Origin of the sequence: Streptomyces sp. NPDC005483, assembly GCF_040606035.1 — a bacterium.
In the GTDB taxonomy this organism is placed as follows: Bacteria; Actinomycetota; Actinomycetes; order Streptomycetales; family Streptomycetaceae; genus Streptomyces.
In genome coordinates, this window is the sequence record NZ_JBEXEA010000030.1 from 23,226 (window position 1) to 47,624 (window position 24,399).

Annotated in this window: 21 protein-coding genes; 15 read left to right on the top strand and 6 right to left on the bottom strand. The window is 69.5% G+C overall.

All coding sequences use genetic code 11. From position 1 onward, the window contains the following. Positions 1 to 16 precede the first annotated feature (16 nt). The 4 genes from ABZT06_RS38845 (at position 17) to ABZT06_RS38860 (ending at position 3,539) form a co-directional block, all read left to right on the top strand. Positions 17 to 1,051, top strand: coding sequence for a phosphoadenosine phosphosulfate reductase (locus tag ABZT06_RS38845; protein ID WP_355752116.1), 1,035 nt, complete (start codon positions 17 to 19; stop codon positions 1,049 to 1,051). A 36-nt stretch (positions 1,052 to 1,087) separates the two neighbouring features. Next, positions 1,088 to 1,429 (top strand): hypothetical protein, encoded by a 342-nt coding sequence (locus ABZT06_RS38850; protein WP_355752118.1) that lies wholly within the window; start codon positions 1,088 to 1,090, stop codon positions 1,427 to 1,429. A 133-nt stretch (positions 1,430 to 1,562) separates the two neighbouring features. Further along, positions 1,563 to 2,279 carry a hypothetical protein gene (locus ABZT06_RS38855; protein ID WP_355752120.1) on the top strand — a complete coding sequence of 239 codons (717 nt, stop codon included), beginning with the start codon at positions 1,563 to 1,565 and terminating at the stop codon, positions 2,277 to 2,279. 345 nt (positions 2,280 to 2,624) lie between these two features. Further along, on the top strand, positions 2,625 to 3,539 hold the full coding sequence (locus ABZT06_RS38860) for a replication-relaxation family protein (RefSeq protein ID WP_355752122.1): 915 nt from the start codon (positions 2,625 to 2,627) through the stop codon (positions 3,537 to 3,539). Here the strand turns inward: ABZT06_RS38860 and ABZT06_RS38865 are convergent, their stop codons facing one another. The 5 genes from ABZT06_RS38865 to ABZT06_RS38885 all read right to left on the bottom strand — a co-directional run bounded on the left by ABZT06_RS38865 (position 3,540) and on the right by ABZT06_RS38885 (position 8,427). Further along, complete coding sequence (locus tag ABZT06_RS38865) at positions 3,540 to 3,803, bottom strand: hypothetical protein (protein WP_355752124.1); 264 nt, start codon at positions 3,801 to 3,803, stop codon at positions 3,540 to 3,542. Between the two features lie 23 nt (positions 3,804 to 3,826). After that, positions 3,827 to 4,243, bottom strand: a complete 417-nt coding sequence (locus ABZT06_RS38870; protein WP_355752126.1) for a hypothetical protein — start codon at positions 4,241 to 4,243, stop codon at positions 3,827 to 3,829. 50 nt (positions 4,244 to 4,293) lie between these two features. After that, the gene (locus ABZT06_RS38875) at positions 4,294 to 5,010 is read right to left on the bottom strand and encodes a hypothetical protein (protein WP_355752128.1); all 717 of its coding nucleotides are present in this window, start codon (positions 5,008 to 5,010) and stop codon (positions 4,294 to 4,296) included. Between the two features lie 619 nt (positions 5,011 to 5,629). Next, positions 5,630 to 6,934: a hypothetical protein gene (locus ABZT06_RS38880; RefSeq protein ID WP_355752130.1), complete on the bottom strand. Its 1,305-nt coding sequence runs from the start codon at positions 6,932 to 6,934 to the stop codon at positions 5,630 to 5,632. Positions 6,935 to 7,089: 155 nt separating this feature from the next. Then, complete coding sequence (locus ABZT06_RS38885; RefSeq protein WP_355752132.1) at positions 7,090 to 8,427, bottom strand: hypothetical protein; 1,338 nt, start codon at positions 8,425 to 8,427, stop codon at positions 7,090 to 7,092. A 989-nt stretch (positions 8,428 to 9,416) separates the two neighbouring features. Between ABZT06_RS38885 and ABZT06_RS38890 the strand changes: the two genes are divergently transcribed. The 9 genes from ABZT06_RS38890 to ABZT06_RS38930 all read left to right on the top strand — a co-directional run bounded on the left by ABZT06_RS38890 (position 9,417) and on the right by ABZT06_RS38930 (position 21,346). Beyond that, positions 9,417 to 10,349 carry a conjugal transfer protein gene (locus ABZT06_RS38890; protein WP_355752134.1) on the top strand — a complete coding sequence of 311 codons (933 nt, stop codon included), beginning with the start codon at positions 9,417 to 9,419 and terminating at the stop codon, positions 10,347 to 10,349. Further along, positions 10,346 to 10,678 carry a hypothetical protein gene (locus ABZT06_RS38895; protein WP_355752136.1) on the top strand — a complete coding sequence of 111 codons (333 nt, stop codon included), beginning with the start codon at positions 10,346 to 10,348 and terminating at the stop codon, positions 10,676 to 10,678. Before ABZT06_RS38890 ends, ABZT06_RS38895 begins: the two co-directional genes overlap by 4 nt. Before the next feature lie 23 nt (positions 10,679 to 10,701). Further along, positions 10,702 to 11,238, top strand: coding sequence for a hypothetical protein (locus tag ABZT06_RS38900; protein WP_355752270.1), 537 nt, complete (start codon positions 10,702 to 10,704; stop codon positions 11,236 to 11,238). Then, positions 11,235 to 13,913, top strand: coding sequence for an ATP-binding protein (locus ABZT06_RS38905; protein ID WP_355752138.1), 2,679 nt, complete (start codon positions 11,235 to 11,237; stop codon positions 13,911 to 13,913). The genes ABZT06_RS38900 and ABZT06_RS38905 overlap by 4 nt, the downstream gene beginning before the upstream one ends. Continuing rightward, complete coding sequence (locus ABZT06_RS38910) at positions 13,910 to 14,287, top strand: hypothetical protein (RefSeq protein ID WP_355752140.1); 378 nt, start codon at positions 13,910 to 13,912, stop codon at positions 14,285 to 14,287. The genes ABZT06_RS38905 and ABZT06_RS38910 overlap by 4 nt, the downstream gene beginning before the upstream one ends. Beyond that, a complete protein-coding gene (locus ABZT06_RS38915; RefSeq protein ID WP_355752142.1) occupies positions 14,288 to 16,957 on the top strand; it encodes a hypothetical protein in 2,670 nt (889 codons plus the stop codon). After that, entirely contained in the window at positions 16,954 to 18,102 is a 1,149-nt protein-coding gene (locus tag ABZT06_RS38920; protein WP_355752144.1) for a bifunctional lytic transglycosylase/C40 family peptidase, read from the top strand. Before ABZT06_RS38915 ends, ABZT06_RS38920 begins: the two co-directional genes overlap by 4 nt. A 257-nt stretch (positions 18,103 to 18,359) precedes the next feature. Then, a complete protein-coding gene (locus ABZT06_RS38925; RefSeq protein WP_355752146.1) occupies positions 18,360 to 18,740 on the top strand; it encodes a hypothetical protein in 381 nt (126 codons plus the stop codon). Further along, positions 18,716 to 21,346, top strand: coding sequence for an ATP/GTP-binding protein (locus ABZT06_RS38930; RefSeq protein WP_355752148.1), 2,631 nt, complete (start codon positions 18,716 to 18,718; stop codon positions 21,344 to 21,346). Before ABZT06_RS38925 ends, ABZT06_RS38930 begins: the two co-directional genes overlap by 25 nt. A gap of 38 nt (positions 21,347 to 21,384) precedes the next feature. Here the strand turns inward: ABZT06_RS38930 and ABZT06_RS38935 are convergent, their stop codons facing one another. Further along, the gene (locus ABZT06_RS38935; RefSeq protein WP_355752150.1) at positions 21,385 to 22,632 is read right to left on the bottom strand and encodes a protein kinase; all 1,248 of its coding nucleotides are present in this window, start codon (positions 22,630 to 22,632) and stop codon (positions 21,385 to 21,387) included. A gap of 396 nt (positions 22,633 to 23,028) precedes the next feature. Between ABZT06_RS38935 and ABZT06_RS38940 the strand changes: the two genes are divergently transcribed. Beyond that, positions 23,029 to 23,553, top strand: a complete 525-nt coding sequence (locus tag ABZT06_RS38940) for a hypothetical protein (protein WP_355752152.1) — start codon at positions 23,029 to 23,031, stop codon at positions 23,551 to 23,553. Continuing rightward, the gene (locus tag ABZT06_RS38945; RefSeq protein ID WP_355752154.1) at positions 23,547 to 24,398 is read left to right on the top strand and encodes an ATP/GTP-binding protein; all 852 of its coding nucleotides are present in this window, start codon (positions 23,547 to 23,549) and stop codon (positions 24,396 to 24,398) included. The genes ABZT06_RS38940 and ABZT06_RS38945 overlap by 7 nt, the downstream gene beginning before the upstream one ends. Position 24,399: the final 1 nt, after the last annotated feature.

Below are 24,399 nucleotides of genomic sequence, written 5' to 3' on the forward strand. Positions count from 1 at the left end.
CGGAAGGAACGGATCCATGTCGAATCCCAGCCCGCTGTACGTCGACCCGGTCGAGTTCGCGGCGAGTCGGCACCGCATCGTCATCAACCTGTCCGGCGGTAAGGACGGACTCGTCGCCGGAGTCATCGCGATGGACGCAGCCCGGCAGGCCGGCGTGGCCGACCGTGTCTGGACCGCTCACGCCAGTCTGGGGCCGATGGAGTGGCCGGCCGTCACCGTGGACGGGGTCCGCTGGCCGGGCGCCAGCGAACTCGCCGCGCAGCACAGCAAGGCGCTCGGGGTGCCGCCCGAGCGGCACATCGAGGTACGGCGAAGCCGTGAAGTCGACGGCGAACGGGTGCCGTTCGACCTGCTGACCTTCATCGCGGAACGGGGCGACTGGCCCTGGCTCGGCCGGGCCCGCACCTGCACGGGCCCGTGGAAGACGAGGATGGTGTACCAGGCGTTCACCCCGCAGGTCCGCGCGCTCAGGAAGGAGACGGACGGCCCGCTGATGTTCGCCAACGTGCTCGGGTTGCGGGCCGAGGAGAGCCCGGATCGCCGCAACAGGGAGGTGTGGCGCCGTACGACCGACAACTCCGCCCGGGTCGTCGACGAGTGGCTGCCCGCCCATCAGGTGAGCACCGAGGAGGTCTGGGAACGCACGATCGGCGCGGGGCTGCCCTACCACTGGTGCTACGACTCGCACCCCGGAGCCAAGGACCGGCGTGGTTCCAGCCGCTGCTCGTGCTCGGCCTGCACCCTGGCCAACCACCGCGATCTGCTGCTGACCGCCGGGCGCCGACCGCGGCTCGCCGAGCTGTGCGCGCTGGTCGAACGCGTCCGCCAGGTGCCGTTCAACCCGAACATCACCATGGCCGAACTCATCGAACTGTCCCGCCGGCGCGACGCCCCCGACCCCGGCGTCCAGATCGAGGAGAACGCGGACTTCGAGCGGATGGAGCGCGACGTCCACGCCGCCCTGCGCAAGCCGCCCACGTGGGACTCCAAGGCCCGCACCGGCCCGGACGAGCTCCTGCACAGCTCCGCCGGTTGCGACGGCTGCACGTGACCACCCCACCGCCCCCCTTACGGAGGGATACTGCTCATGATGACGACGACTCAGCGCCTCCTCGACCTCGCCGCGGCCGCACCGGCCAGCCACGGCGAGGACCTGGTGCTGCTCCTCAGCGAGGCGAACGACTTGTACCAGCAGGGCCTTCAGGCCCTGCACCGAGAGGTGGCAGCGCGTCTCGGCGGGCTGGCCATCGCCGATCTGATGCTCGCCGCGGATGCGGCCGGTATGCCCTGCGATGTCTCGCAGGACCGTGACGAGGTGATCCTGCTGCTGGCCCTGGTCGAGTGGGAGATGACCCCGGCCGCCATGGCGTACACGGAGATGGCTACGGACGCCGCGCGCCGCGGTATCTGCTTGATCCCCGAGGAGTAGTCCGTGCGCCGTGAGCGCGGCCGTCGGAGAAAACCTTGGGCCGCGGGCTGGACCTCCACCCGAAACTCCTGCCATTATTTGCGTTGTGAGTCGGGCTGGCCGGCTCACTGCTGACAGGACGGACGGTTCTGCCATGACCTCGCGCCGTGAGCCTCGCCTGGCCGACGCCGCCGAGATCGCGGCTGAACAGGGCCTGACGCCCGCGCGGATCACCAGCCTCTACACCGAGCGCGCGGAGAACACGGCTGGCACGACGTTCCCCGAGCCTGCCGACAAGCGCGGCCGCGCACGCCTGTGGGACCACGCCGAGGTCACCGAGTGGTTCGCCCACCGGGCGCCGGCACGACTCGCGGAACACGCACCACCTTCGCTCGCCCCGGAGACGTTGCTGAACGCGGCGGAGGCCTCGAGGTATCTCGGCTACAAGAACTCCAACCAGGTCACGACCTTCGTGCGAGACCACCCCGGGTACTTCCCCGACCCGGATGTCGTCGACGAGAAGGGCACGGCGGAGAACCCCTACCGCCGGAAGCTTTGGAAGGTGGAGACGCTGCAGGCGTGGGCGGCTACCCGACCGGGCCGCGGAAGACGAGCAGGAGCCAAGCAGGCACCGCCCCTGCCCGAGGTCCCGGTCGACGGCGATCCCGAGGAGCTTTTGGGGGCGAGCCAGGCGGCTGCCCTGCTGGGGTACAAGACGGTCGGTTCCTTCTCCAGCAGCCTGTCCCAGGGCAACCTTCCGCTGTTGAAGGACACGGACGGGGTCGCCGTGAACGCCGGGCGTCAGAACGGGCGCCGGCGGTGGACGCGCCGACGCATCCTCGAGCAGGCGGCCCAGCGGTCGCAGAAGTAGAACCCGGCGGTGAGTGGACCTCCGCGCACCGCCCCATAGACGCGGCAGCCGGCTTTGGGAGTTGGTCCCTTGCGGGCCGGGTGTCGCACGATGGCCGGCATGGCGTGGCTCGCCACCACGCCCCGCAGCAGCATCCGCTGCTGCGGACCGGCCATCGCCGATCTTCCAGGACAGCTTCTGTGTCATCCGTCGTGTTCGCGGAGGTCTGGGGGACGTCGCGCAGTCTCGTGGTCGGGGCCGTGGCCCCCGACCACGGCCCCGACCACGAGAGCGTTGTTGGGTCGTGACCCCGGTCGGGGTCTCGTGGTCGGGGTTTGGGTCGGGGGCTGAGGGTTACCTCCTTCCATGACCCGTTCCACATCAGGTAATGCAGCCGCTGATCTGGCCCCGAGCCCCGCTGAACCGCTGCGCTTGCAGGTTCTGACCGCGCTCGCCCTGCACCGCATGGCCACGACAGGCCAGTTGCGTCAGATGCTTCGACCGGACAGCTCCCGCCAGCTGTTTTCCCGCGTGCTGAACAAACTGCGTTCGACGGGCTTCGTCGACCTCACCCCGCTGCGACAAACAGACCGGTCGCGTACGCACGCCTGGTACCTCACCTCTGAGGGAGCGCGCCAGACTCGCGATCTCCCCGCCCTGCGAGGGAGGCCGCCGTACCCCATCACCTCGACCACCGCGGCCTCCTTGAAGACAACGCACACGCTGACCGTCGTACGTTCGCACCTGCCCTTTGCGGCAGACGCGCGCCGACTCGGGCACGAGCACGGCCCGTGGGACTGGACACCTGAGGTAGCGCACCCCATCGGTGAGGGCGAGCAACTCGTCGCCGACGCCGTCATGCACTACACCGTCGTCGACCGCGAACGCCGGCGGAAAATGCGCGCATTCATCGAAGTCGACCGCACCACGATGAGCAGCGAGCGCCTGGCCGTGAAGTTGATCGCTTACGCGAGATTCCTCCACTACGAAGCCCAGCCCGTCGGCCGCCGCAAGCCCGCCTCCATCGCTTCGACGTGGCTGCGCTGGTATCCGGTCTTCCCCCGCGTGCTCGTCGTACTCACCGGCGCCTCTCGGGCGCGGCTGGGGAACCGAATCGGCGATCTGCAAGCCATGGTCGCGCAGCATCCGCTCGTGGCAGCGCTCTCCCGCGAGGCGCCGCTGGGAGCCGCCGTCCTGGAAGACATCGAGGAACAAGGTCCGTCCGCGTCGGTGTGGGTGCCACTGACCGGAGGCGAGCCACGTCCGTGGACCGACCTGTGATCACACAATTCGGCGTTCGTCCCCGCGTGCGGTCAGGTAGACGAATCGGTCGTCCTGGTAGCGTGGCGCCACCCCGAACGGTTCTCCCTCCGTTTTCGCGTCGGTCACTTCGGTCCCGTCGCGCTGGCCGCCGGAGGCATGGACCTCGGAGGCGGCCAGGTGGTCCGCGTACATGGTCATGGCCATGGCGTCGCCGCGGTCCGGGGCGCGGCCGAGGCGGGCGCCCGCACAGTAGGAGGGCGTGGGAAGGGCGCCGACAGGCAAGAGTTTGTACGCCGCTGCCCACGTCAGATAACAGGTGGAGGTGTGCCGGCGTTCGTCGAGGAGCGCGCCGCTCCCGCCACGGCCGCCATGTCGCCTGGATCGCTACGCCGCAGCACGAAGATTTTGACCAGTGCGAGCAGGCTCGGACCGCACAGCAGGGTTGACAGCCACCAGGAGTCCGGAGCGACGTACACGCCGCCCCCCAGCATCGCCAAAGCCACCACCGCGCCAACAATCAGTTCCGCGACGTGACGGCGGTGCGCACGCCGCTGTTGACGTTCTGTTTGTTGCTGCTGCGCTGCCTCGCGCTGGAGATCCAGACGAGCCATTCGCTCACGATGCTCACGGCGCAGTGACGGCTCCATCGCCGACATGGCTACTGCTAGGTGGGCCGCGTCCAGTTCCTTCCACTGCATGGCGACCTGCATGGCCGCATACACGATGGGGTCCTCGTCAGGCACTCGGTCGGCAGGCAGTCGCCCCTCTGTCGTCACTGTTGCGCTCCCCCGCCGCCGCTCGTTATCGGTCCGAACTCTCGTGCGATGTCCTCTGGAGGCGGTCCCAGGCGAAGGAACAGCATCGCCAGGGTCTGGTTGATCGCGGCGGCTGTCGTCTCGGCCATCTGCCTTCGCTCGCCGCCAGACAAATGAGCAAATGCCGCGACGTTAGGCGGCGTTGAGGCCCCCGATGGAGGATCATCGTCGTCGTCGATAAGGAACGCGCTCATTGGGGACGGATAGCTCTGAGCCGCGGGCGGCGTCGGAAGGTCCTCTGCCGCGACGTTAGGCGGCGTTGAGGCCCCCGATGGAGGATCATCGTCGTCGTTGATAAGGAACGCGCTCATTGGGGACGGATAGCTCTGAGCCGCGGGCGGCGTCGGAAGGTCCTCGTCAGGCTCGATGAGGAACCCCTCGCGCTGGAGCCGTGAAGAAAGGTAGTCGGGCCGTTCCCGAAAGCTGTCATCCAGTGCGCCCATGCGGGCCAGTAGCTCGGGACTAATGGGCGGCTCGTCATCGTCACTGTGAAAGCTGATACGAGGCCCGCTCGTTCGCTGCAGGTTCGTATTCTTCCAGGCGCTCAGCTCGCCCCGTTCCATGTCTGTGAGGGCTGCGAGGCTGCCGCCCGGCGGCCCGAAACACAAACCCGCCCCGTCACTGTCCTCACGCACCCAGACTTGGAGATCACCGGGACCGTCGCTGCTGGTCACGCGGCTCACCAGCCCTTTGAGCTCTTGCGCTGATAGGGGCGGTCCCTTGTGCCTCCGAGTCGCCTTGATGATGGCTCTTGCCTCATCAAAGCTGACAAGTGCAAGCGTCGAATCTGGTGATCGGCGCTGCAGTAGCCACCGCCAGAATGCTCGTACGCCCATGCCTCGCCCCCTCACGGCGAAAGGTGCCGAGGGGCCCACTGTAGTGACGTAGCCAGGGCAGGGCAGCAGGAACAATGGTCTGTTCTTCGGCGGGCGCAAAGGATGGTTGGAGGTGGGGCCTCTCCTACAAGCTCTAGGCCACCGCCATCGGGATCCGAACGAGCACCTTCGGGTCGTCGGCCGCGAGGGCCCCAGAGTTCTCCGTAGCGGACCAGATCGCGGCCTTCGAGGCATAGCGGTGGGCGATCTGGACCGGACGTCTTAAGGCGTCTCCAGACGAGAAGATCGCCAAAGTCGCCGGGAATGGGCATCGTGCTGCCAACGGATGCAGCCGACACGTAGCCGGGCTGTCTCGCCACTGCGTCGTCTGGCGAACAGGCAGGTCAGCGTGATCGAGCGGATGAGTTCACCTGGGTAGGTGCAGCCGTCGGCGGCGACAGGTCGCCGGGCTCGACGTTCAGGCCGGCCCCCGTTGGAAGAGCGGGGGCAGCAAGCCATCGCCCGGCCAGGGATCCTGTTCGGCTACCAGGCACGTCAGGAACGCGTGGATCTCGGCCAGAACCGCCGCACGCTCCTTGGGCCCGTACGTGATGAGGTCGTCGGCTCCGGCGTCGAAGGCGCGCACCTGGCTGTGCGGTCCGGTGATGATGAGGGCGCGGGCGATCTCCGGCAGGCCGAGACTGAGGGCGTCGCACTCCCCTGCACGGACGAGCTGTACGAGGTCGGTGATGACGTTTTCCCAGTCACCGACCTCCGGCCAGTCGGCGCCGCCGCCCAGTTCGTGGGTCAGGGTGGCCAGCGGGACGATCTCACCCGGCTGGCGCCCCCGGGTGAGTCGGTCGTGGATCCGGGCGCCGTCGGGCTGCTGCACCTGGGGGTGGAGCAGGGTGTCGGCGGCGACCACGGTGGTGTTGATCTCCTGGGTCCCCGCGTTGGGGTAGTACGGCTCGTGTGCGAAGAGGAGGTAGACGTCCGTAGTGCGCGCTGCGTGGGCGGGCCGGGTCTGCGTCATGGGCGGGTATCCCTTCCGTGGTGCCATGTCGTTGGTGGGCGGGGGTGTTGGCCGCGGCGCTGGTTCGAAGCCGGGCGGAAGCGGGCCCAGGGGGCTTTCGGCGCTGCGGGGCTCGCCGGCCTCGTCGGCGGTCGGCGCGGCGCGGGGGCGCTCGAGTATCTGGGCGACCTGGTCGGCGAGTTGGCCCATCAGCCGCTCCCGGTGTGCAAGACGCATCGATGCAGTGCTGGTGTCCTGGTCCTGGAGCAGGTCGGCGGCGCCCCACAGCAGGGTGTGGCCGATCTCGGCTGAGCGGCGCAGTTCGTAGCGATCGCTGTCGGCGCCGGCCTGGACGATGTAGGTGTGCAGGGCGGCGAGGCGCTGCAGGTAGTGGCAGGCGGCGTCTCCTTCAACGCTGCGGACGTGTGTGCGGGCCCGTTCGTCGAGCAGGTCGGGCAGGTGCTCGGTGAGCAGCGGGGCGAGCAGCATCGCTGGCAGCACGAGGTCGGCGGGGATGCCGCGGCTGAGGGCGAACAGGGCGGCGAAGAAACTGACGGCTCCCATGGCGGCGGCGGAGTACCGCAGGGAGGCGGGGCTCGTGGCGGTCAAGGCGATGCGGTGGGCGGGGCGTCGGGTCAGCCAACGCATGGCCAGCCGCTGCGGAAGCGTGGCGCCCGGGGTGAAGACCCCGATCTGCGAGGGGACCTTGGGCGGGGTGCCGTCGCTGGGAACGCTCCAGCCCAGCCAGCCCCATCCGGTGCGCTCGTACACGAGCGCAGGTTCGCCTGTGCCAGTGCATATGGTCTCGCGGCAGACATGGCCGGAGCGCAGGGCGCGGGAGCGTTCTTCGTCCCATCGTTGCGGATCGCGGGCGAAAGGGCGCAGCGGCTGCTGGGGTCCCGTTCCGAGCGAGTGGAGCGTGTCCGTCATGGGTTGCTCGCTTCCAGATGAAGGTCGGTCGCAGTGAGGGCAGAGGTGCAGGTGGCGCATCGGCCGCCGGCGTCGGGGTGTGCACGACGGGGAGTCGGCCCGGGGCAGGTGCGGCACAGCGGCCAGTCGAGGCAAGCCGGGCAGAGGTCTTCACCGGGTGCGGTGCCGGGCCTGCCGCAGCCCGCGCATTCGACGAGCGCCCGGTAGGTGATCGCCTCGTCGACCGTGCGGGCAGCAGCGGGCTGCGGCGTCCACGGGGTCTCGCCCGGGTCTACGTCGTCGGCGCTGGCAGCCGGAGGCGGGTAGAGCTGAGCGGAGCGCAGCCGGGCGGCGACGATCGCCCCGACGGAGGTACGGATCTGGCTCGGCAACGGGCGGCTGGTGATGACGTGGCGCAGCTGCTCGCCGCTCCAGCCGGCGTCCAGCATCGCGGTCACGACCCGGCCCTGGTCGTACAAGGCCTTCTCCTGCAGCAGCAGTCCAGGATGGGCCGAACCGATCGACAGCAGCAGCCGTGTGCCCGCATCGAGAACCTGCGGCGCCGCCGCGCCCCTTCGCGGCGCGGGCACAGCCGGGCGGCTGCTTGTGCGCTTGTCGTCGGCGCACGGAGGGACGGAGTTGGTGTTCTGCTCGTTGGTCTTCTTACTGCTGGTGTTCTTTGTGCGGCGGCTGGCCAACGTAGGCATATCCAGTACTGGATTTCCCGACTCTGGCTGCGACCTGGTGCTTTGCAGAGCAGGCAAGTCGGTGATGAAGTACGTGGCCGATCCGAGGGTGCCGTCGGGATTCCGGTCGCGATCCCGCTGCAGGTAGCCGCAGCGTGCAAGCTCATCAAGTCCGGTCGTCACCGCGTCCACGCCCTCGCGACCCCGCCGAGCCAGATCCGCGACCGTCATGTGCCAACCCTCGCGATGGGTGCTGATCAGTCCGAACAGGCCCTTCGCTTTGAAGGACATCCTGTGGTCACGGAACATTGAGTTGGCGATCTGCGTGAACTGGTCGCCGGCCATGACGCCGCGGCGGATGCCCATGCCGTATTCGCCCCGGCTGTCGCTGGGCGCCAACGGCGCGTGGACCGCTGTGGCTGCGTCAGCCATGAGGGCGTCGGCGACGGCGGGATGGTCGGTGATGAAGTACGTAGCCGATCCGAGGGTGCCGTCCGTACGGCGCAGGCGTTCACGGATGAGGTAGCCGTGTTTCTCCAGTTCCATGAGTCCGGTGCGCACCGCGTCCCGTCCGTCAGGACCGGAGCGGACCAGGTCGGCGATGGTTACCTGCCAGCCGTCCTGATGGGTGCTGATCAGTCCGAACAGGCCTTTCGCTTTGAAGGACATCCTGCGGTCACGGAACAAGGCATTAGCAACCTGAGTGAAACGGTCCCCGGCCATCGAGCCCCGTCGAATGCGCGCTCCAGGCATCACGCGTCCACACGTGCGCGATGTGCGCGGCAACCGGGGCCTCCCACACCGCTCGGGTGAGTAAGCCGGCAGGCGCCTGCGGTTGAAGGGACGTGCGTGGGATCCATACAGACAGCTCAGCCGTCGACGCCGACCAAAACTGCGGCCACAACCCCCGACCACCGATCACGATCCAGCAACATGCGTCCTGGGCTGCCGTGGTCTGGCGCGTGGTCGGCCCCGACCACGCCCCTTGGCCAAGCCCCAGGCTTACCCGGTTCACCACTTCGAGGCGGCAGCGGCCCCGCTCCACTGGCAGATCGCCACGGGTTCAGCGAGCTGCGTGTCCCGTGGATCACCCCATGCGGTAATCGATCAATGAGCTACTTCATGTACGCCGTCATGGGCGGGACGGTCGACGAGCCTGATGAGCACATGCCGTCAAAGCCCCGTGCCACGATGAACAGCGGTCTGATCCGGCTGCGCATTCGGTCAGCACCGCAGACTGCGCAACCGCGCGCCGGCCATTGCGCACACGCTGCGCACCGGGTCCCGGATCGTGCGCAATCGACGTGCGCGTGTGAGTGCGCAGCCTCCGCCCGGGCTTGGCAGGAGCCGGCTGCGCAGTCGCCTGCCGCTGCGTAGCCCCCGGCGCGGACGCTCGGGCGGACTGCTCGCCAGCGGGCTTCACCCACCCGCGTTGTACCAACGCCATCCGCCTCGATGGCCGTGTGCTCCGGAGTATCGGAGCGGGAGTTCACGGGGTGCGAAATGTCGTGGTCGGGTCTGTGGTCGGGGCGACCACAGACCCGACCACCGGTTTGTGTCCCCTTCGTGATCGTGGTCGGGTCTTCGTGGTCCATGGTCGGGTCGGGGTGGAGAAGTTGTCTCGGGTCAGAAGCAACAGTTCTGACCTGGGAGTTTGAATGTCTCCTGCCATACAGGCAGCACAGGAGCACGCCGCGCCGCCGACCGCCGCGGGGGCGCGGCTGCAGCAGATGCGGCGCCGGGTGCGTCTGGGCCGCCTGGGCGTGTGGGCCGCGGTCGCTGCTGGTCCCGTCGCGCTGGCCGTCGCCGTGGCCACGCCCAGCACCGTGGTCCAGGCGGCCTCCGCGGCAAAGCCGACCTCCGTGAAGTCGACCGTGCCGGCCGATCCGTCCGGGTACGCGGTGGTGTTCCTCGACGCGTGGCTGCGCAGCCGCGCAGGCGCCGAGACCACTGCGCAGGCCCGGCTTGCGCAGTCGATGGCACCGGACGTTGATCTTCCCGAGGTGTCGGATGCGCAGGCCGGGCCGGAGTCGGTCGTGGCGGTGCGCAGTGCGCAGCAGACGGCCACGGCGTGGTCGGTGACCGTGGCCGCGCAGTACGCCGACGGCTCATTGCGCTACTTCGCGGTACCGGTCGTCACCGACTCGCACGGCGCCTCGTTCACCGTCTCCGCCGCCCCTGGGTCGGTGGCCGGCCCTGCACGCGCCAAAGGGGCACAGTCTCCGTACTCGGTGGCCGTCCCGACGGGCAGCGAGATTTCGACCGCCGCCGGAGAGTTCCTTGCCGCGTACCTCGCGGGTGCCGGTGAGGTCGACCGCTACCTCGCGCCCGGCGTGAGCCTGTCCCCCGTCGCTCCCGCCCCGTACCAGACGGTCACGGTCCGGCAGATGCTTGCCGCCAACCAGGAAGCTGCCGCCGAGTCCGTCCCGGCGGACGGGACCCGGGTGCGGGTGATGGCCGAGGTCGAGGCCCGCAACCGGGCGGGGCGGTGGCCGCTGGCGTACGAACTGACACTCACGGCCCGCTCGGGCCGCTGGGAAGTCGCCTCTCTGGAGTCCGGCACCGCGCAGTTGGGGGGTGCCCGGTCATGACCAGTGTGATGCTCGCCGGCGAGCTCGGCGATCTTGGCAACTCGTGGATCTCGATGTTCGAGGGATGGGCAACGAAGGGTCTCCAGGCCGGTCTGCTCGTGATGGTCGTCGTGATCATGATCCAAAAGTTCTCGCTCAAGGCGGGGATCGGCGCCCTGATCCTGATGGTGATCGCGCTCGGACTGTACAACTCGCGTAACGACCTTGCCCGGATGTTCGAGGACGAGGTGAAGAATCCGTCCAAGGGCGCACCCGCCGTTCAGGGCATCGTTGAGGGCGGTTCTCCGGATGCTCGTGAACCCTCCGCAGGGTTCGGGGGTGGGCTGTGAGCGCCGCCGCCGCGTCCGTGCGGATGGGCCGTTTCTACACCGCGGCCCGCCGCCACCCGTGGGTGCTGGGCAAGGTGGCCGACTGGCGTATACCGCTCGGTCCGTACACGCCCGCGCAGATCCTCCTCGCCGTCGTCGGCGGCTTCGTCCTGGTCAAGACCCTCTCCTTGTGGTCATGGCTGGGGCCCGTTCCGATCGCCGCCTGGCTGCTGGGCATCTGGGCGGTACGCCGTCCGAAGATGATGGGCCGCGCCCCGCTCCCGGCCGCCCTGGGCTGGTTGCTGCTTCTCTGGCAGCCGCGCGGGGGCCGGATCGGCGGCCGCGCAGCCCGCGACCGCGCCGCACGATCCCTCATCGGTGGCTTCGTCATCGAGACCAACGCCCCGGCCGCGCCGATCCCTTCGGCTCCGAGGCCGCCAGCCGTCGCCGAACGGACCCCGCGCCAGGCGAAGAGACCGCGGCGGAGCGGTCGTCCAGCGGTGGCCGCCGCTGGGCCGGTACGGCCGGTGTCGGGTGTGCAGCAGTTGCTCGCGCGCGCCGAACAAGGGGGTGCGCGGTGAGGGTGCCGATCCGTCACATCGCCGGGCACCTGGTGTGGTCGACGCACGGCAGCGTGTGGGCCGTCTACCGGCTGCATCCGGGCCCGGATGAGCAGGGCCGCCGCGAGGAGACCGTCCAGGGCAGCTACGTGCCCGCCGCTGTCCGGGAAGAACAGCTCACCAAGATCACACATCTGGTGCGGTCCCTGACCGGGTCGCCGAGGGTGTTCGGCCTGTGCGCCCAGGTCGATCCGGGCGAGGTCGCGCTGCGCATGATCGAGGGCATCGAGCCCGCCGAGGCGGCGCCCGGCCAGTCGCACCCGTGGGTGGAGAACGTCGAAGCCACCCTGGATCTCCTGGACGGACAGGAGATGCACCGCCGCACGCTGTGGCTTGCCGTCCCGCTGCAGAGCGAGGGGGCCGGCCGGCAGATTTCCGCTCAGGTTGGCGCGGTGTGGGCGGAGATCGCCCCGGCGCTGGGCATGCGGCCCACCCCGGTGGCACGCCGGGAAGTGACCGCCTACCAGGAGCAGGCCTCCCGGGTGGAGGCCGCGCTCGCCGGCGGCGTCGCGCTCCGCCCGGCCCGCCCGGCAGAGATCGTGTGGATGGTCCAGCACGCGCTGCACCGCGGTATGGACGAGCCGCTGCTGACCGAGGCCGAGAACAGCGAACTGTACGGCGGGCAGATGCGCGAGGGGGTACTGCACTCCCCCAGCTACGCCGATCTCGGCCAGGTCCGCCTCCAGGAGGGCGGCATCGACCCGACCGTCGACGACGTCGACGAGCTTAAGAACGCCGCCCAGCTCACCCGGTCGGGACGCACAGCGTGGTGGCGGGTGAACACCGGCTCGCCGCTGCGCCGGCGGTGGCTGCAGATCGAGTCCGACGCCGGCACCGGCTACCAGGCGCAGTTGGCGCTCGCCGAGTGCCCGCCCGCCATCAGCGCGGATGCCGCCGACCTGTTCGCACAGCTGGAGACGCTGGATTTCCCCGTCGACTACACCGTCGATCTCACGCTGGTACCGGCGGAGAAGGCCCGGGATCAGGTGCGGCGCAAGCGCACTGAACTCGTCGACCAGGCCGACCAGTACGACGCCCGGCCCACCGGCATGCCCGCCTCGCTCACGGACGCCGCCCGCGACCTGGGCGAGCTGGATGCCCGCCTGTCCCGCACCAGCGTGGAGGTCGAGGTGCAGTCCGTGACCATCCTGACCGTATGGGGGCCGACCGCGGCCATCTGTGACGCCCGCGCCCGGGCGTTGGCCTCGCTGCTTGGCGGCGCCGACTACCGCGCTGTACGCCCGGCCGGACTGCAGGAGGCCCTCTTCCTGCTCGGTCTTCCCGGCACCACGCGGCCGGGAGCCGTCAGGGAATTCACCCAGCACCAGGTGAGCGAGGACTGGGCGTTGAGCGGCGCCTTCACCATCACCGAGGCCGGTGACCCCAACGGCATGTTCCTCGGCCTCGACCTGGACTGCGGCACCACCCGCCCCGTCATGATCAACGTGGCGGACGCGCCCAAGCACGACGCATCCGCGTCTCTGGGCATCGTCGGCGACCTCGGCGCCGGCAAATCCGTCCTGCAGAAACTGATCGCGGAGGCGGTGTGGGCGCGTGGCGGCTGCGCGATCTGCATCGATCGCACCCCCGTCCGGGAATGGGCCGCCTTCGCCCGAACCGCCGCCAAGGGCCGCGTTCAGATCATCGACGCCGCCCGGGCCGAGGTGTCCATCGACCCCTTGCGCATGTTCGATGGGCCCGAGGGCCGCCACTACGCCCTGTCCTACCTGACCCTGCAGCTCGGCATCGGCCCGATGAGCACCAACGGCGAGGTCCTGCACCACGCTGTCGAGCAGGCCGCCGCTGGCGAGCAGCCGTCCATGCGGCGCGTGCTGGAAGTCCTGGAGGAGATGGCCAGGAGCGAGGTGGGCAAGCGGCAGGACGCGGCGTCCACGCTGGCCGGCCTCGTCCGCGTCGTCGCCAGCAATTCCCTGGCGGCGATGGTGTTCGACCCCGCCCTGCCCCCGGTGCGCCTGGACGCGTCCAGCACCTCCGACATGATCGTGATCACCACCGCGGGGCTGAGATTGCCGCCCAAGGCGGCGTTCGCCAATCCGGAGGTGCTGCACCAGCAGCCGCTGGAGGCCCTGATCGGGCGCGCGGTGCTGTATCTGATCGCCGCTATCGCGCGGCAGACCGCGTTCGAGGACCCGGAGCGGTTCACCGCGGTGGTCGCGGACGAGCTGTACTGGCTTACCTCGTCGGCCGAGGGCACCGCGCTCGTCCACGAGATCCTCCACGATGGCCGCAAGCACGGTGCCGGCCTGCTCGCCGCCTCCCACGACGCCGAGGAACTCGGTCCGGACCGCGGGCTGATGGCCTACCGGGCGCTGGCCCGTACCGCCGACCGCAGACGCGCTCGACGTGGCCTGGAGTTCGTCGGGCTCGACCCGAACGATGACGGCCTGCTGCGGCTGGTGACTACCGGTCTGTCCCCCGTCGGCCAACGCGGCCGCGAAGGCGAGTTCCTGCTGGCCTGTCCGCGGCAGAACACGGGCCGCATCAAGGCCGTCATCCCCCGCATCACACGGATCACCGCCTCCATCACCACCACCCCGGGCCGCCGTACGAGCGCGAGCAGCGCGAACGCCTTTACCGAGGCCGCCACGGCTCGACCGAAGGAATACTTCGCATGAGCACGTCGTCTTTTCCCTCATTCCGGCGTGTCGCCCGCACAGCGAGCACCCTGATCGTGGTCGCCCTGCCGGCGGTCCTGCTCGCCCTGGTCATTCAAGCTGGCGTGCCCGAGTCGTGGTGGCCGCAGACCGGGCAGGCCTTCGCCTCCGAGCAGCCTCACGTCGCAGCGGCGCGCACTGATCCGTGCACTCTGATCGCGGGCCCGGCCCAGGAGTATTGCGAGCGCGGCCACCAGGCGACGGCGTCGTCCCTCGCGGACGAGGACGCCCGCAAGGGGGCCAGCGCTGCATGGATGCTGCTTCCTCCGGCGGCGGGACTGGTAGCTGTCGTCATGTGGCTGCGCCGGGGCGCTGCCGGACACGGGCGGCCCTGAATGTGGCGCCCAGACCGCGGCAGGCTCCGCTCGGCCGGCACCGTCGTCCTGCTGGCCGGCGTGTTCGTTCTGGTCAACAGCCAGGTCGTGTACGCGGCGAGCAGCAGCAGTGAGACCGGTGACCTCCTCGCGCCGCTGAACATCCCCTCCTCCGAGGGACTGCCGATCAACGGCTACGAGCTGGGGGCGGACGGGGGCTCCATCGTCGCCTTCAAGACGCAGGCTTTGGCCTTCGCGCTGTCGGGCCTGTTCACGCTGATCCGGCTGCTGGTCGGCCTGGCCGGCTGGTCCGTCGAGGTCGCTTTCCGGTTCCCGCTGCTGAAGATCCTCATCGTCCCGGCTCAGAAGGCGGCAGACGCCTACAACAACGTGGTCGTCGACACCCTCGGCCTCAAGGCGCTGTTGCTGGCGTGGGCGTTTGTTTTTGCCGGGTTCATGATCGTGCGCGGGCGTCTGGGCCGCGGGCTCGGCGAGATCTTCCTGACCCTGCTGATCGCGGCGCTCGCCGCCTCTACCTTCGTGCGGCCCGACTACCTGCTGTCCGAGAACGGGCCACTGGGGCAGACCCAGCAGGTGGCGGCCGAGGTCGCCCAGCAGAGCGTCAACTCCTACGACTGGGGCGGCAAAATCGCCAGCACCGACCCATGCGCGGGCATGGCCGGCAACGCTGAACTCAAATGCCTGGAGCGTGAAGAGGAAGCGCCCGTCTCCGCGGCGGACGTGGCCCGCCCTCTCCAGGACTCGATCACCAATGCGCTGATCGTCAAGCCGTACATGCTGCTCGAGTACGGGCGCATCCTCGACCCCGCCAAGAAGTCCGACCGCCAGGCCTACGCCGTCCATCTGAAATGGGTCGCTGGCGGATACAAGGCCTACACCAGCGACGACGATGACGGAGGTGCGGACTGTTCTTTGATCGCGCCACCGGCGCGGAAGTACTGCGAGGAGCAGAACGCGAAGCAGAAGAAGGCGAAGGATGCCTGCTCGCTGGTCCACGGCCCGGCCAAGGAGTTCTGCGAGAGCGACAAGGAGGAGGCGGGTAACAACTGCGATCTCCTTGACGGCCAGGCCAGAAAGGTCTGCGAAAGCGATGGGCTGCCCGAGCTGACGCCGGGCGGTGATCTGCTGGACTCCACAACCGCGATTGTGTCCGAAGAGGACCAGGAGTTCGCCGCGTTCATGGCGGACATGAAGGAGGCCGGAGACGTCGGGAAGTCGTGCGCTGCCTACGCCGAGCAGCCCACGTGGTGGCGGGTCGGCGGCGCATTCCTGCTGCTGATCGCGGCCCTGTTCATCTGCGGCATGCTCCTGTCCAGCGCGATCGTCCTGCTCGGCACCCAGGGTGTGTGCGCCGCGGCGGCGGCCGCCGGGGGCGTCACCTTCGTCGCGGGCATGCTGCCGGGCCCTGCCCGGCAGTCGGTGTGGAAGTGGTTGTCGATCTGGGGCATTGCGATCATGACCATGGTCGCGGTGTGCGCCTTCGTCCCGTTCTTCGGGATCGCCATCGACGCCACCATCACCAACGGGCCTGACCTGATGGTCGAACGGATCTTGCTGATCGACGTGCTGGCCATCGCGGGTGCGGCCGGGCACCGCCGCCTGCTGTCGGGGATCACGTCCTTCGGGCAGCGCATGGCGATGCGGATGCGCTACGCCAAGGTCGGCGGCACCCACCTGCCCGGCGACACCTCCGAGCTGGGTGCCGCGCTCGCCATGAACTCCCCTGCGGCGATGGGTGGATACGGCGGCGGGCTGCGCGCCTTCACCGGAGGTGGCGGCGGCCGGTTCGGGCTCCTCGGCACCCGCCAGCGGCTGATGGGCGCCCTCACCTCGCTGGTCGACGGGGCGGGGATGCCCGTCGACACCGGGCGGATGTTCGCCGATGCCACGGCGGAAGCTGGGCGGGGCCTCGCTCCGCTGTCCGCCGCGGCGGCCAGCGCCGGGCTCGGTGCGCGGATCGGCGCGAAGGGCGCGCACTGGCTACTGATCGGCAAGCGGCCGGAGGAGCAGCAATTGGCCCAGTGGCAAAAGCCCACCGGCGTCGATGGGGAGGCCGACAGCTCAAACAGCGGCGGCGGCCGGGGCGGCGGGCTCCGTCGTGGTGGTCCGCGGGACCGTTACCGCGATGACGAGGGCCAGGTCGTCGACCGGAACACCGGCGAGGTGCTGCACGACCAGAACACCGACCGCCCCCTGTTGTCCACGCGCGCCCACAACCGGCTGGTCCGTTTCCGCGGCTACCGCATCCTCAACCGGGGCGGCCGAACCGCCTACGGGGCAACCGCGGGTCTGCCGGTAAGTGTGCGCCGCGCCCGCCAGGGCGGTTCGCGCTACACGCAGGACGCCCGCCAGCAGGTTCGGGTGTGGCGCAACACCGTGCGCGAAGACAGCCGGGTCTGGGGCGACGCGGGACGCAGTGCCGCCCAGTGGGTCCGCGAACACGGTGACGACCGCAGCGGGACAGGGCCCTTCCACAGCCGTCGCCTGCCCACCGGGGACCCCACGGCACGGCCGGGTACTTCCGGACCATCGGGCTCCGCACCTACGGGAACGCCGTCCGCGTCCCGGCGGCGGCTGACGGACGCTCCCTCCGAGGTGCGCCGCAAGCTGCGGGAGGCCTTCAACCGTGGGCGCGACGACAGCTCTTCTGACGGTGGTGACGGTTCGTGAGCCGCCGCGGTCGGAAGGCCAAGTGGGTCTTCCTGGTGGTGATGCTGCTGTTCGCGGCCGTGTGCTGCGCCGCACCAGTGGGCAACGCGATCAGCGCGTACCTCGCGCTCACGTCGGCGGCGCAGGACGACGGCGGGATCGCCGAGGGCGGCAGCGCCGCGGACATCCCGCCGCGGATGCTCACCGCGTACAAGGGGGCCGTCCAGCAGGTCAGCCAGCATGTTCCGAAGTGCCGGGGCATGCGCTGGCCGGTCCTCGCCGGGATCGCGAAGGTCGAGTCCAACCACGCCGTCGGCAGGAACATCGCCGACAACGGCGACATCCGCCCGAGAATTTACGGGGTGCTCCTCAACGGCTCCGGCCAGGGCGGCAACACCACCGTCTTCACCGACACCGACAACGGCCGATGGGACGGCACCTCGAGTTCGGAGCGTGCTGTCGGCCCCTTCCAGTTCCTGCCCTCCACCTGGGAAGGCGTCGGCAAGGATGCCAACGGCGACCAGCAGGCGGATCCGCACAACGCCGACGACGCCGCGCTCGGCGCCGCGATCTACCTGTGCGGAAACGGCCGTGACCTGACGCAGCGGTCGCAGCTGAAGGCCGCGATCTTCCAGTTCAACCAGTCGAATGAGTACGTCGCCAACGTGCTGGGCTGGATCGACCAGTACACGGCGGCCGCCAAGGACCCGGACCTGAAGAACGTCACAGGTACGGTCCGCACCGTCATCGAGGCCGCACTCTCCCAGCAGGGTGTCCCCTACTCGTGGGGCGGCGGCAACGCGAACGGCAAGTCGAGGGGCATCTGCTGCTCCCCCAGCGGGAAGAGCGGCGCGGGCATCAACGGCTTCGACTGCTCCGGACTGACCCAGTACGCGTACGCGAGGGTTGGTATCAGCCTTCCGCGCGTCGCGGCCGCCCAGGCAGGTGTCGGCAAGCGGATCCCCGCCAGCCTCGGCACAAGCGCGCTCAAAGCCGGTGACCTCGTCTTCTACGCCACCGCTCCCGGACGCGATCAAACGATCTACCACGTCGGGATCTACGTAGGCAGCGGAAAGATGATCAACGCTCCCCGCCCGGGCGCTGTGGTGCGCCTGGACTCCGTCAACGCAATGTCCGGCTTTGCCGGAGGAGCGCGGCTGCTATGACCACCCTCCCGCGCTCACCGCGCTTGCTGTTGCTGAGCACCCTTGTACTCGCCGTCGCAGGTGTCGCTTTGCTCAGCGTGCCGGACGACCGGGTGCAAGCGAGCCCGGCTCCGGCGACGCACGCGACGTCGGCTCCATCGCCGGCCGCCACGGTTTCTCCGGCCGGCCAGCAAACCGCTGGCGCGGCTCCCTCCGCGACGTCCAAAGCAGCGACCCCATCTCCTGTCACATCTCCTCTGCCGCCGCACGGTGAGGGCGTGGCCGGAGACCCGGCGATCCAAAGGAATCTGGAGGCGGCATGGCCCGCCGACCTTCCCCTAAGCGACGAGCGGGAGTTGCTCAACGCAGGTCGCACTCTTCTCCGCGCGGACGCCACCGGCATCGGCCGCGCCACGTGGCCACAGGTGTTCCCCAACGCAGGCCGCCAGGCGGTAGCCCCGGCGTTCGCCACCGCCCGCTTCCGTATCCAGGCCGCGATCGCCCGCCGCGACACCAGCCCGGACACGGCGGTGGTCCATCTGGTGTGGGCCGGCATGGACCGCGGCGGCACCTTCACTGACCTCCGCATCACCGATCTGCTCTTCACTCGCACCACCGAAAAGGGAAAAACGACGTGGACTCCGCAGCCGCGCATCTGACGAGCCATGCCTCCGAGGGGACGTACGGTCAGGTAATCGGCCTGATCACCAGCCTCCTCGAAGCCGTCGACTGGCTCTACGACCACTGGTACCTGTTCACTCTCGCCGTAGCGATCGGGTGGGGCACGGGTGAGCTGGTGGTGCGTCATCTCGCCAAGCGGGCGCATGCCCAGCGGATGGCTCTGGAACTCACTCCCGCCCGGTACTTCGACCCCGGCCTCGAGGAGATCTTCCGCCGCGGTGTGCAGCTCTCGCGCGCCTCGACGAGCATGCCGTGGTGGGTGCCGCGGCGTTCGAAGACCGTGCAGATCAGGCTGCGCGCGGACGGCAGTGCGCCGCTGCGCTACCGCGTCGAGGGTCCCGCGGGCGGTGAACGGCTGCTGTCCATCACCCCCTTCGGGCCGAACGTCACCGTCGACCGGGCCCGTCCGATCGTGGACAAGCCCCGCGACCACACGGTGCGGGCGGAGTTCATTCTGCGCGGCAAGCTCACCTCCCCCCTGCGGGACGTACCGCTGGAGCCCGACCCTCTGCAGCCCTTGGTCGACGCCGTGTCCGACCTGCGCACCGAACTGGGTGACCTCGCCGAGATACGCCTGGACATCCAGCGCGCCCCCAAGTGGGCGCTGCGCGCGCGCCGGATGCAGCTCATGAGTGCCGCCCGCCGCCGGGAGCGCCGGGAGACCCAGCGCGCGTCCCGAGTGGTGCGCCAGGATGCCGCCGGGATCGAGGACTCCCTCGCCTGGAACCTGCAGTCGCTGCTCACCGGCAAGGACGGATCCGCAGGGCGGCGGCTGGTGATGCCTCCCGTACCGCGCCGCGTGGAGCGTGACGAGGCGCTCGGCAAGCTCGCCGATGACGATCAGCTCGTACGGGTCCAGTTGCTTGTGATGTGCGCGTCGAACATCGAAGGACGCGCCGAGGCCCGTCTGGCCCAACTGCAGGCCGCGTTCGATGTGTTCGGCGGACAGTCGCGGTGGGCGATGCGCGGCTGGCGGCTGGGACCGTGGCGGCTGGGTGCCGATCACTGGCCCACCCGGCGCAGCTGGGAACGCCGCTGGCAGCTGGGGCAGTGCCAGCCGCCCCGCGCGAACTGGGTGCGCCTGGAGGAACTGACGGGACTGCTCAAGCCGCCGACCGTCCACTGCCGGCTTCCGCTGCTCGCCGGTGACCTCCCCGACTTCGAGTTCGGCAATCCCGACCTGCTGCTGCAAGGCATCTACCGGGGACCTGACGGCCGCAAGCGCCTCGTCGCGACCCACACGGCCGAAACGCTGTTCGAGTGCGGAGTGGGCAAGGCCGGCGGCGGCAAGACCGAGAGGGCCCTCGCACAGGCGCTCGGGGTGGCGCACGCCGGCGGAGGGTTGATGTTCATCGACCCACACCGCGACTCCTGGCCCCGGGCCGCGACGTTCCTCGCCCACGACCACCTGATGCCGAGGATCGCGCTGATCGACCTCAACGCGGCAGGACCCTCACCGATGTTGAGCTCGTGGAATCCGATCGCCATGCACCACGGCCCGGCCCCGCACGACGTCGTCGAAGCGGTCACCGACGCCTTCGCGTCCATCCTCGGCTGGGACGATGCCGCCGCTCCCCGGGCGCTGACCATCCTCACGTCGTGCCTGACCGTCCTGGTCGCCGTCAACCAGGCCGCCAGCCGGGCCGGGCGCCGCGAAGACCAGGCCACCCTCTTCCAGGTACGGTCGTTGATCTCCGACGCGGGTTTTAGGGCCGCGGCGCTGTCCGCCGTGGCGGACCTGCTGGACGAAGACACACGGTCGTGGTGGCGGACGGTGTTTCCCACCTTCCCGCCGGACGCGTTCGGCGTGGTCCTCAACCCGCTCGCCCGGCTGGCCGCGAACCCGGTCACCCGCGCCTTCCTCGGGCAGCCGGTCGGCGTCTACAACAGCCGGGCCGCCATGGACAGCGGGATGATCGTGTGGGTGTGCCCGGCCGGCAACGGGCCCACCGACCGGCTGCTGACCTCGCTCATCGCACGGGACCTGCTGCGGGCGGTGCGCTCGCGCAGAGACACGCCCGAAGAGCAACGTCGGCTGTTCCGCCTGTACTTCGACGAGCTGATCACCCTGACCGGGGCGGCCCCGGAGACCATTGCGTCGATGTTCGAGGACTTCCGCAAGTTCCGGGTCACGGTGCACGGGATGACCCAGCTGCTGGGCCGTCTGCCGGCCCCGGTGCGGATGTCGCTGACGCAAAACGCGTCCACGCTCGCGTCCACGGCGGGATCCAAGAGCGCAATCGCGCCGATCACCGCGGAGTGGGGGGACACCCCGAGCGCGGACGAGGTGGCTGTCCTCGACCGGTTCGAGCACTACGCCTCGTTCTCCGTCGACGGCCGCCGTGTCGGACCGGTCCGGATCACGGGCCCGCACCTGGACGAGGTGTTCGCGGACTACGCCCGGCCCGGCAAGGTCGGCGCCCTGGAGCGCGCTGCCCGGGTGACGGCTGGGGCGGCGCCGCTCGACGAGCTCACCGCCAGGGCTGCCGCCCAGCAGGGCCGGGTCGCGAGGTTTCTTGCCGAGCGTGCTCCCGCCACCACAGCTCTCGTCAGTCTGAGCAAGCCGCCTAAGCGGTACACGTGATCGCCGCAATCGTGTGCGGGCGCGAGCTGCGTGCCAGGTCAGATGCCGATTTTCCGCATGGGGGCGTAGCGGAGCTGGATCCGCTTGAGGTTCTTCTGGGCGCCGAACGACACCCGGGCCACCGCATCGAGGCCTTCGCCTTCCACTGCGATCACGGTGCCGATGCCGAAGCGGTCGTGCTCGACAACGTCACCGTCCGCCAGGGCGTCGACGCGGGGACCTGGTGCCCGCCCGCGGTCGTTCTTCTCCTCGGCCCGGTACTCCAGGACCGCCTGGGCGCCGACAGTGAAGGCGACATCGACGGGTTGTGGCGCGTCGGCCGCGACGGACCACCATGCGCTGTCGGGCACCGGCGCGTCGTCGTACGGGCGGGGATCCTCGGGCAGGAACGCGGTGTAGCGCATGGTCGGGGTGGGCTGCTGCCACCAGGCGGGTTTGCTGGACGCCGGTGCAGGCTCGGGTTGTCGAGGCTGCTCGCCGTCGGTGGGGGTGGTGGGCGGGTTGGCCAGCAGGGTCAACAGGCCGGCCGCGGTGGGGCGTCGTTGCGCCTCCTTGTGAAGGCAGGCAGCCAGGGCCGGCCGCAGCACGTGCGGGATGGCGGCGAGGTCGGGAGCGTGGTGCACCACCCGGTGCAGGACTGCGGGTACGGGTCCGTGTCCGAACGGGCCGGTGCCGGCGGCGGCGTAGTAGAGCGTGGCGCCGAGGGAGAAGACGTCGCTGGGCGGGCCGGTTCTTGCGCCGTTTGCCTGTTCAGGCGACATGTAGGCGGGTGTGCCGAGGATGCCGCCGACGGTGGTGAGGGTGGCATCGGTGTCCGTGCGGGCTATCCCGAAGTCGATGATCCGGGGCCCGTCGTCGGTCATGAGGATGTTCGCCGGTTTGAGATCGCGGTGGGTGAGGCCGGCGTCGTGGATGGCTGCCAGCGCTTCGGCCAGGCCCCTCGCAAGCACCAGCAGGGCTGCGGCAGGAAGTGGTCCGCGACGTCGGACGTGCTCAGCGAGGTCGGGGGCGTCGAGGTAGGCGGTCGCGACCCAGGGGGTGGCGGCATCCGGGTCGGCGTCGACGACGGGCGCGGTCCAGTAGCCGCCGATGCGGCGGATGGCGTCGATCTCCCGGCGGAAGCGTTCTCGCACACCGGGGTCGGCGGCCTGGTCGGCAGAGAGTGTCTTGACCGCGACCCGGCGGCCACCGGGCGACTGGGCGAGGTAGACGGTGCCCATGCCGCCGGTGTTGAGGCGCTCCAGAACGAGGAAGGGCCCGAACCGGTCGGGGTTTCCCGTGTTCATTGGCGGATTCACTCCTTGTGCGCGGATGTCGGTGGCCGCGTGGTGCGGCGTTCCAACGTACCTGCCGGAGCGAGCTGGTTCGCAGAAGTAATGGTAGAAGCGTTAAGTCGAATAACTCAAAATGCGCTTTCTATTGTGGTCGTGTACGTCCCGAGATGTACGGGTGAACTCATTTTTCCTGCTGGGAAGTTGCCGGGCATATGCGTAATCTTGCGGCTGCGTAAACGCATAACCGCAGCTTGGATCGGGCCGCGGCTGTGGACTGCCGTACGCGGCATCTGGGGCAGCGGTCTGCCGCACCGCGTCGTACGGGGAGATCACGTGATACGAGCACAACGCCGCCCGGCGGGGCTCACCGCTGTTCGCATCCGGAAGCACGCAACGTCTTTGCTGATCGTGGGAAGCCTTCTCGCACTGGCCGGATGCAGTGACGATGATTCGGGGGCGTCGAACTCCGCCCCCAGCGAGACGTCCAGCACCAGGCAGTCCGCCTCGCCCAGTTCCTCGGAAGGTGCGGAGCAGTCCGCGGTCCTCGCCGTCTACGCCCGGTCCTGGCAGGCCCAGGCCGACGCCTACGCCAGGGCCTCTTCTACTGGCACGGATCTGAGGAAGACCACCACGTTGCGGGCGCTGGGCAGCATCGAGCAGGACCTCAAGGCCATGCGGGAGGCCGGCCAGGTGACGGCCGGGAAGCCGGTCATTCACCCCGGCCATCCCAAGGTGATGGCCGGTGAGATTCCCAGGGCCACCCTCACGGACTGCGTCGACACCGCGAATTGGACGCTGATCGACAAGGCCACCAAGAAGAAGGTGCCGCTGCCGTCGACACGGCTCGTCAAATACGTCAGCACCGCAAAGTTTGAGAAGTGGGGGACGAAGTGGATGGTCACCGAGTTGACCGCTCAAGACCAGAGTTGCTGATACGCCGCTCTGTCCTCCTCGGCGCCGCTCTCGTCCTGGCCGCCGCGGGCAGCGCCCAGGCCGGCGATGGCCCCGGTGTCGATGCCGGCAAGTGCCAGGTCGTCAAGTTCTGCGTGGGGGTGAGCACCGGCGGGAAGGCCGGCGGCGCAACGCCGCAGACAGGCTCCCAGGACAGCAGCGCCGCCAGCGACCTGAAGTGCGGGTACACGAAGATCGCCCCAGAGCCACCGGCCAGTGCCGAGGAACTCTGGAAGGGGGCCGACCCGGCCAAGAACGACCTGTACTTCTACTCGTGTTCCGACGGCGGCCAGAACAACCCGGACGGCTTCGTCGTCGTGCCCACCGGCCAGCAGCCTCAGCAGCAGGTGAATCCTCAGGAGCTGGCCCAGCAGGCCGTGGACTCCATGACGCTGCTGGGACCCGACATCAACATCAACCCGAAGCCCGGCGGGCGGGGACTGGTGGGCATGCCGGTGTGGATGGCCGTCGGCCGGTCGCAGACGACATGGGGGCCCAACACCGCGTCCGCGTCGGCCGGCGGGGTCACCGTGACCGCGACGGCGAGGGTGTCGAAGGTCGTGTGGTCGATGGGCGACGGAACCTCGGTCACCTGCACCACGCCCGGCACCGTCTACAGGACGTCGTACGGGCTGAAGCGGTCACCCGACTGCGGCCACGTGTACACCCAGCCGTCGACGAACACGTCGGGCGGTACGTACCGGGTCTCCGCGACCTCGACCTGGGTCATCGACTGGAACGGCGGCGGGGCGAACGGCCAGCTGACCGAGGTCCGCACCTCCTCCGTGGCGGTGACCATCGTCGAGTCCCAGGCCGTCAACTCCTGAA

Coding starts and splice junctions, on each gene's coding strand:
- ABZT06_RS38895 (WP_355752136.1), top strand. CDS start 10,346: ATGACCAGTGTGATGCTCGCCGGCGAGCTCGGCGATCTTGGCAACTCG.
- ABZT06_RS38935 (WP_355752150.1), bottom strand. CDS start 22,632: ATGAACACGGGAAACCCCGACCGGTTCGGGCCCTTCCTCGTTCTGGAG.
- ABZT06_RS38890 (WP_355752134.1), top strand. CDS start 9,417: ATGTCTCCTGCCATACAGGCAGCACAGGAGCACGCCGCGCCGCCGACC.
- ABZT06_RS38860 (WP_355752122.1), top strand. CDS start 2,625: ATGACCCGTTCCACATCAGGTAATGCAGCCGCTGATCTGGCCCCGAGC.
- ABZT06_RS38885 (WP_355752132.1), bottom strand. CDS start 8,427: ATGTCCTTCAAAGCGAAAGGCCTGTTCGGACTGATCAGCACCCATCAG.
- ABZT06_RS38915 (WP_355752142.1), top strand. CDS start 14,288: ATGTGGCGCCCAGACCGCGGCAGGCTCCGCTCGGCCGGCACCGTCGTC.
- ABZT06_RS38850 (WP_355752118.1), top strand. CDS start 1,088: ATGATGACGACGACTCAGCGCCTCCTCGACCTCGCCGCGGCCGCACCG.
- ABZT06_RS38900 (WP_355752270.1), top strand. CDS start 10,702: ATGGGCCGTTTCTACACCGCGGCCCGCCGCCACCCGTGGGTGCTGGGC.
- ABZT06_RS38855 (WP_355752120.1), top strand. CDS start 1,563: ATGACCTCGCGCCGTGAGCCTCGCCTGGCCGACGCCGCCGAGATCGCG.
- ABZT06_RS38845 (WP_355752116.1), top strand. CDS start 17: ATGTCGAATCCCAGCCCGCTGTACGTCGACCCGGTCGAGTTCGCGGCG.
- ABZT06_RS38910 (WP_355752140.1), top strand. CDS start 13,910: ATGAGCACGTCGTCTTTTCCCTCATTCCGGCGTGTCGCCCGCACAGCG.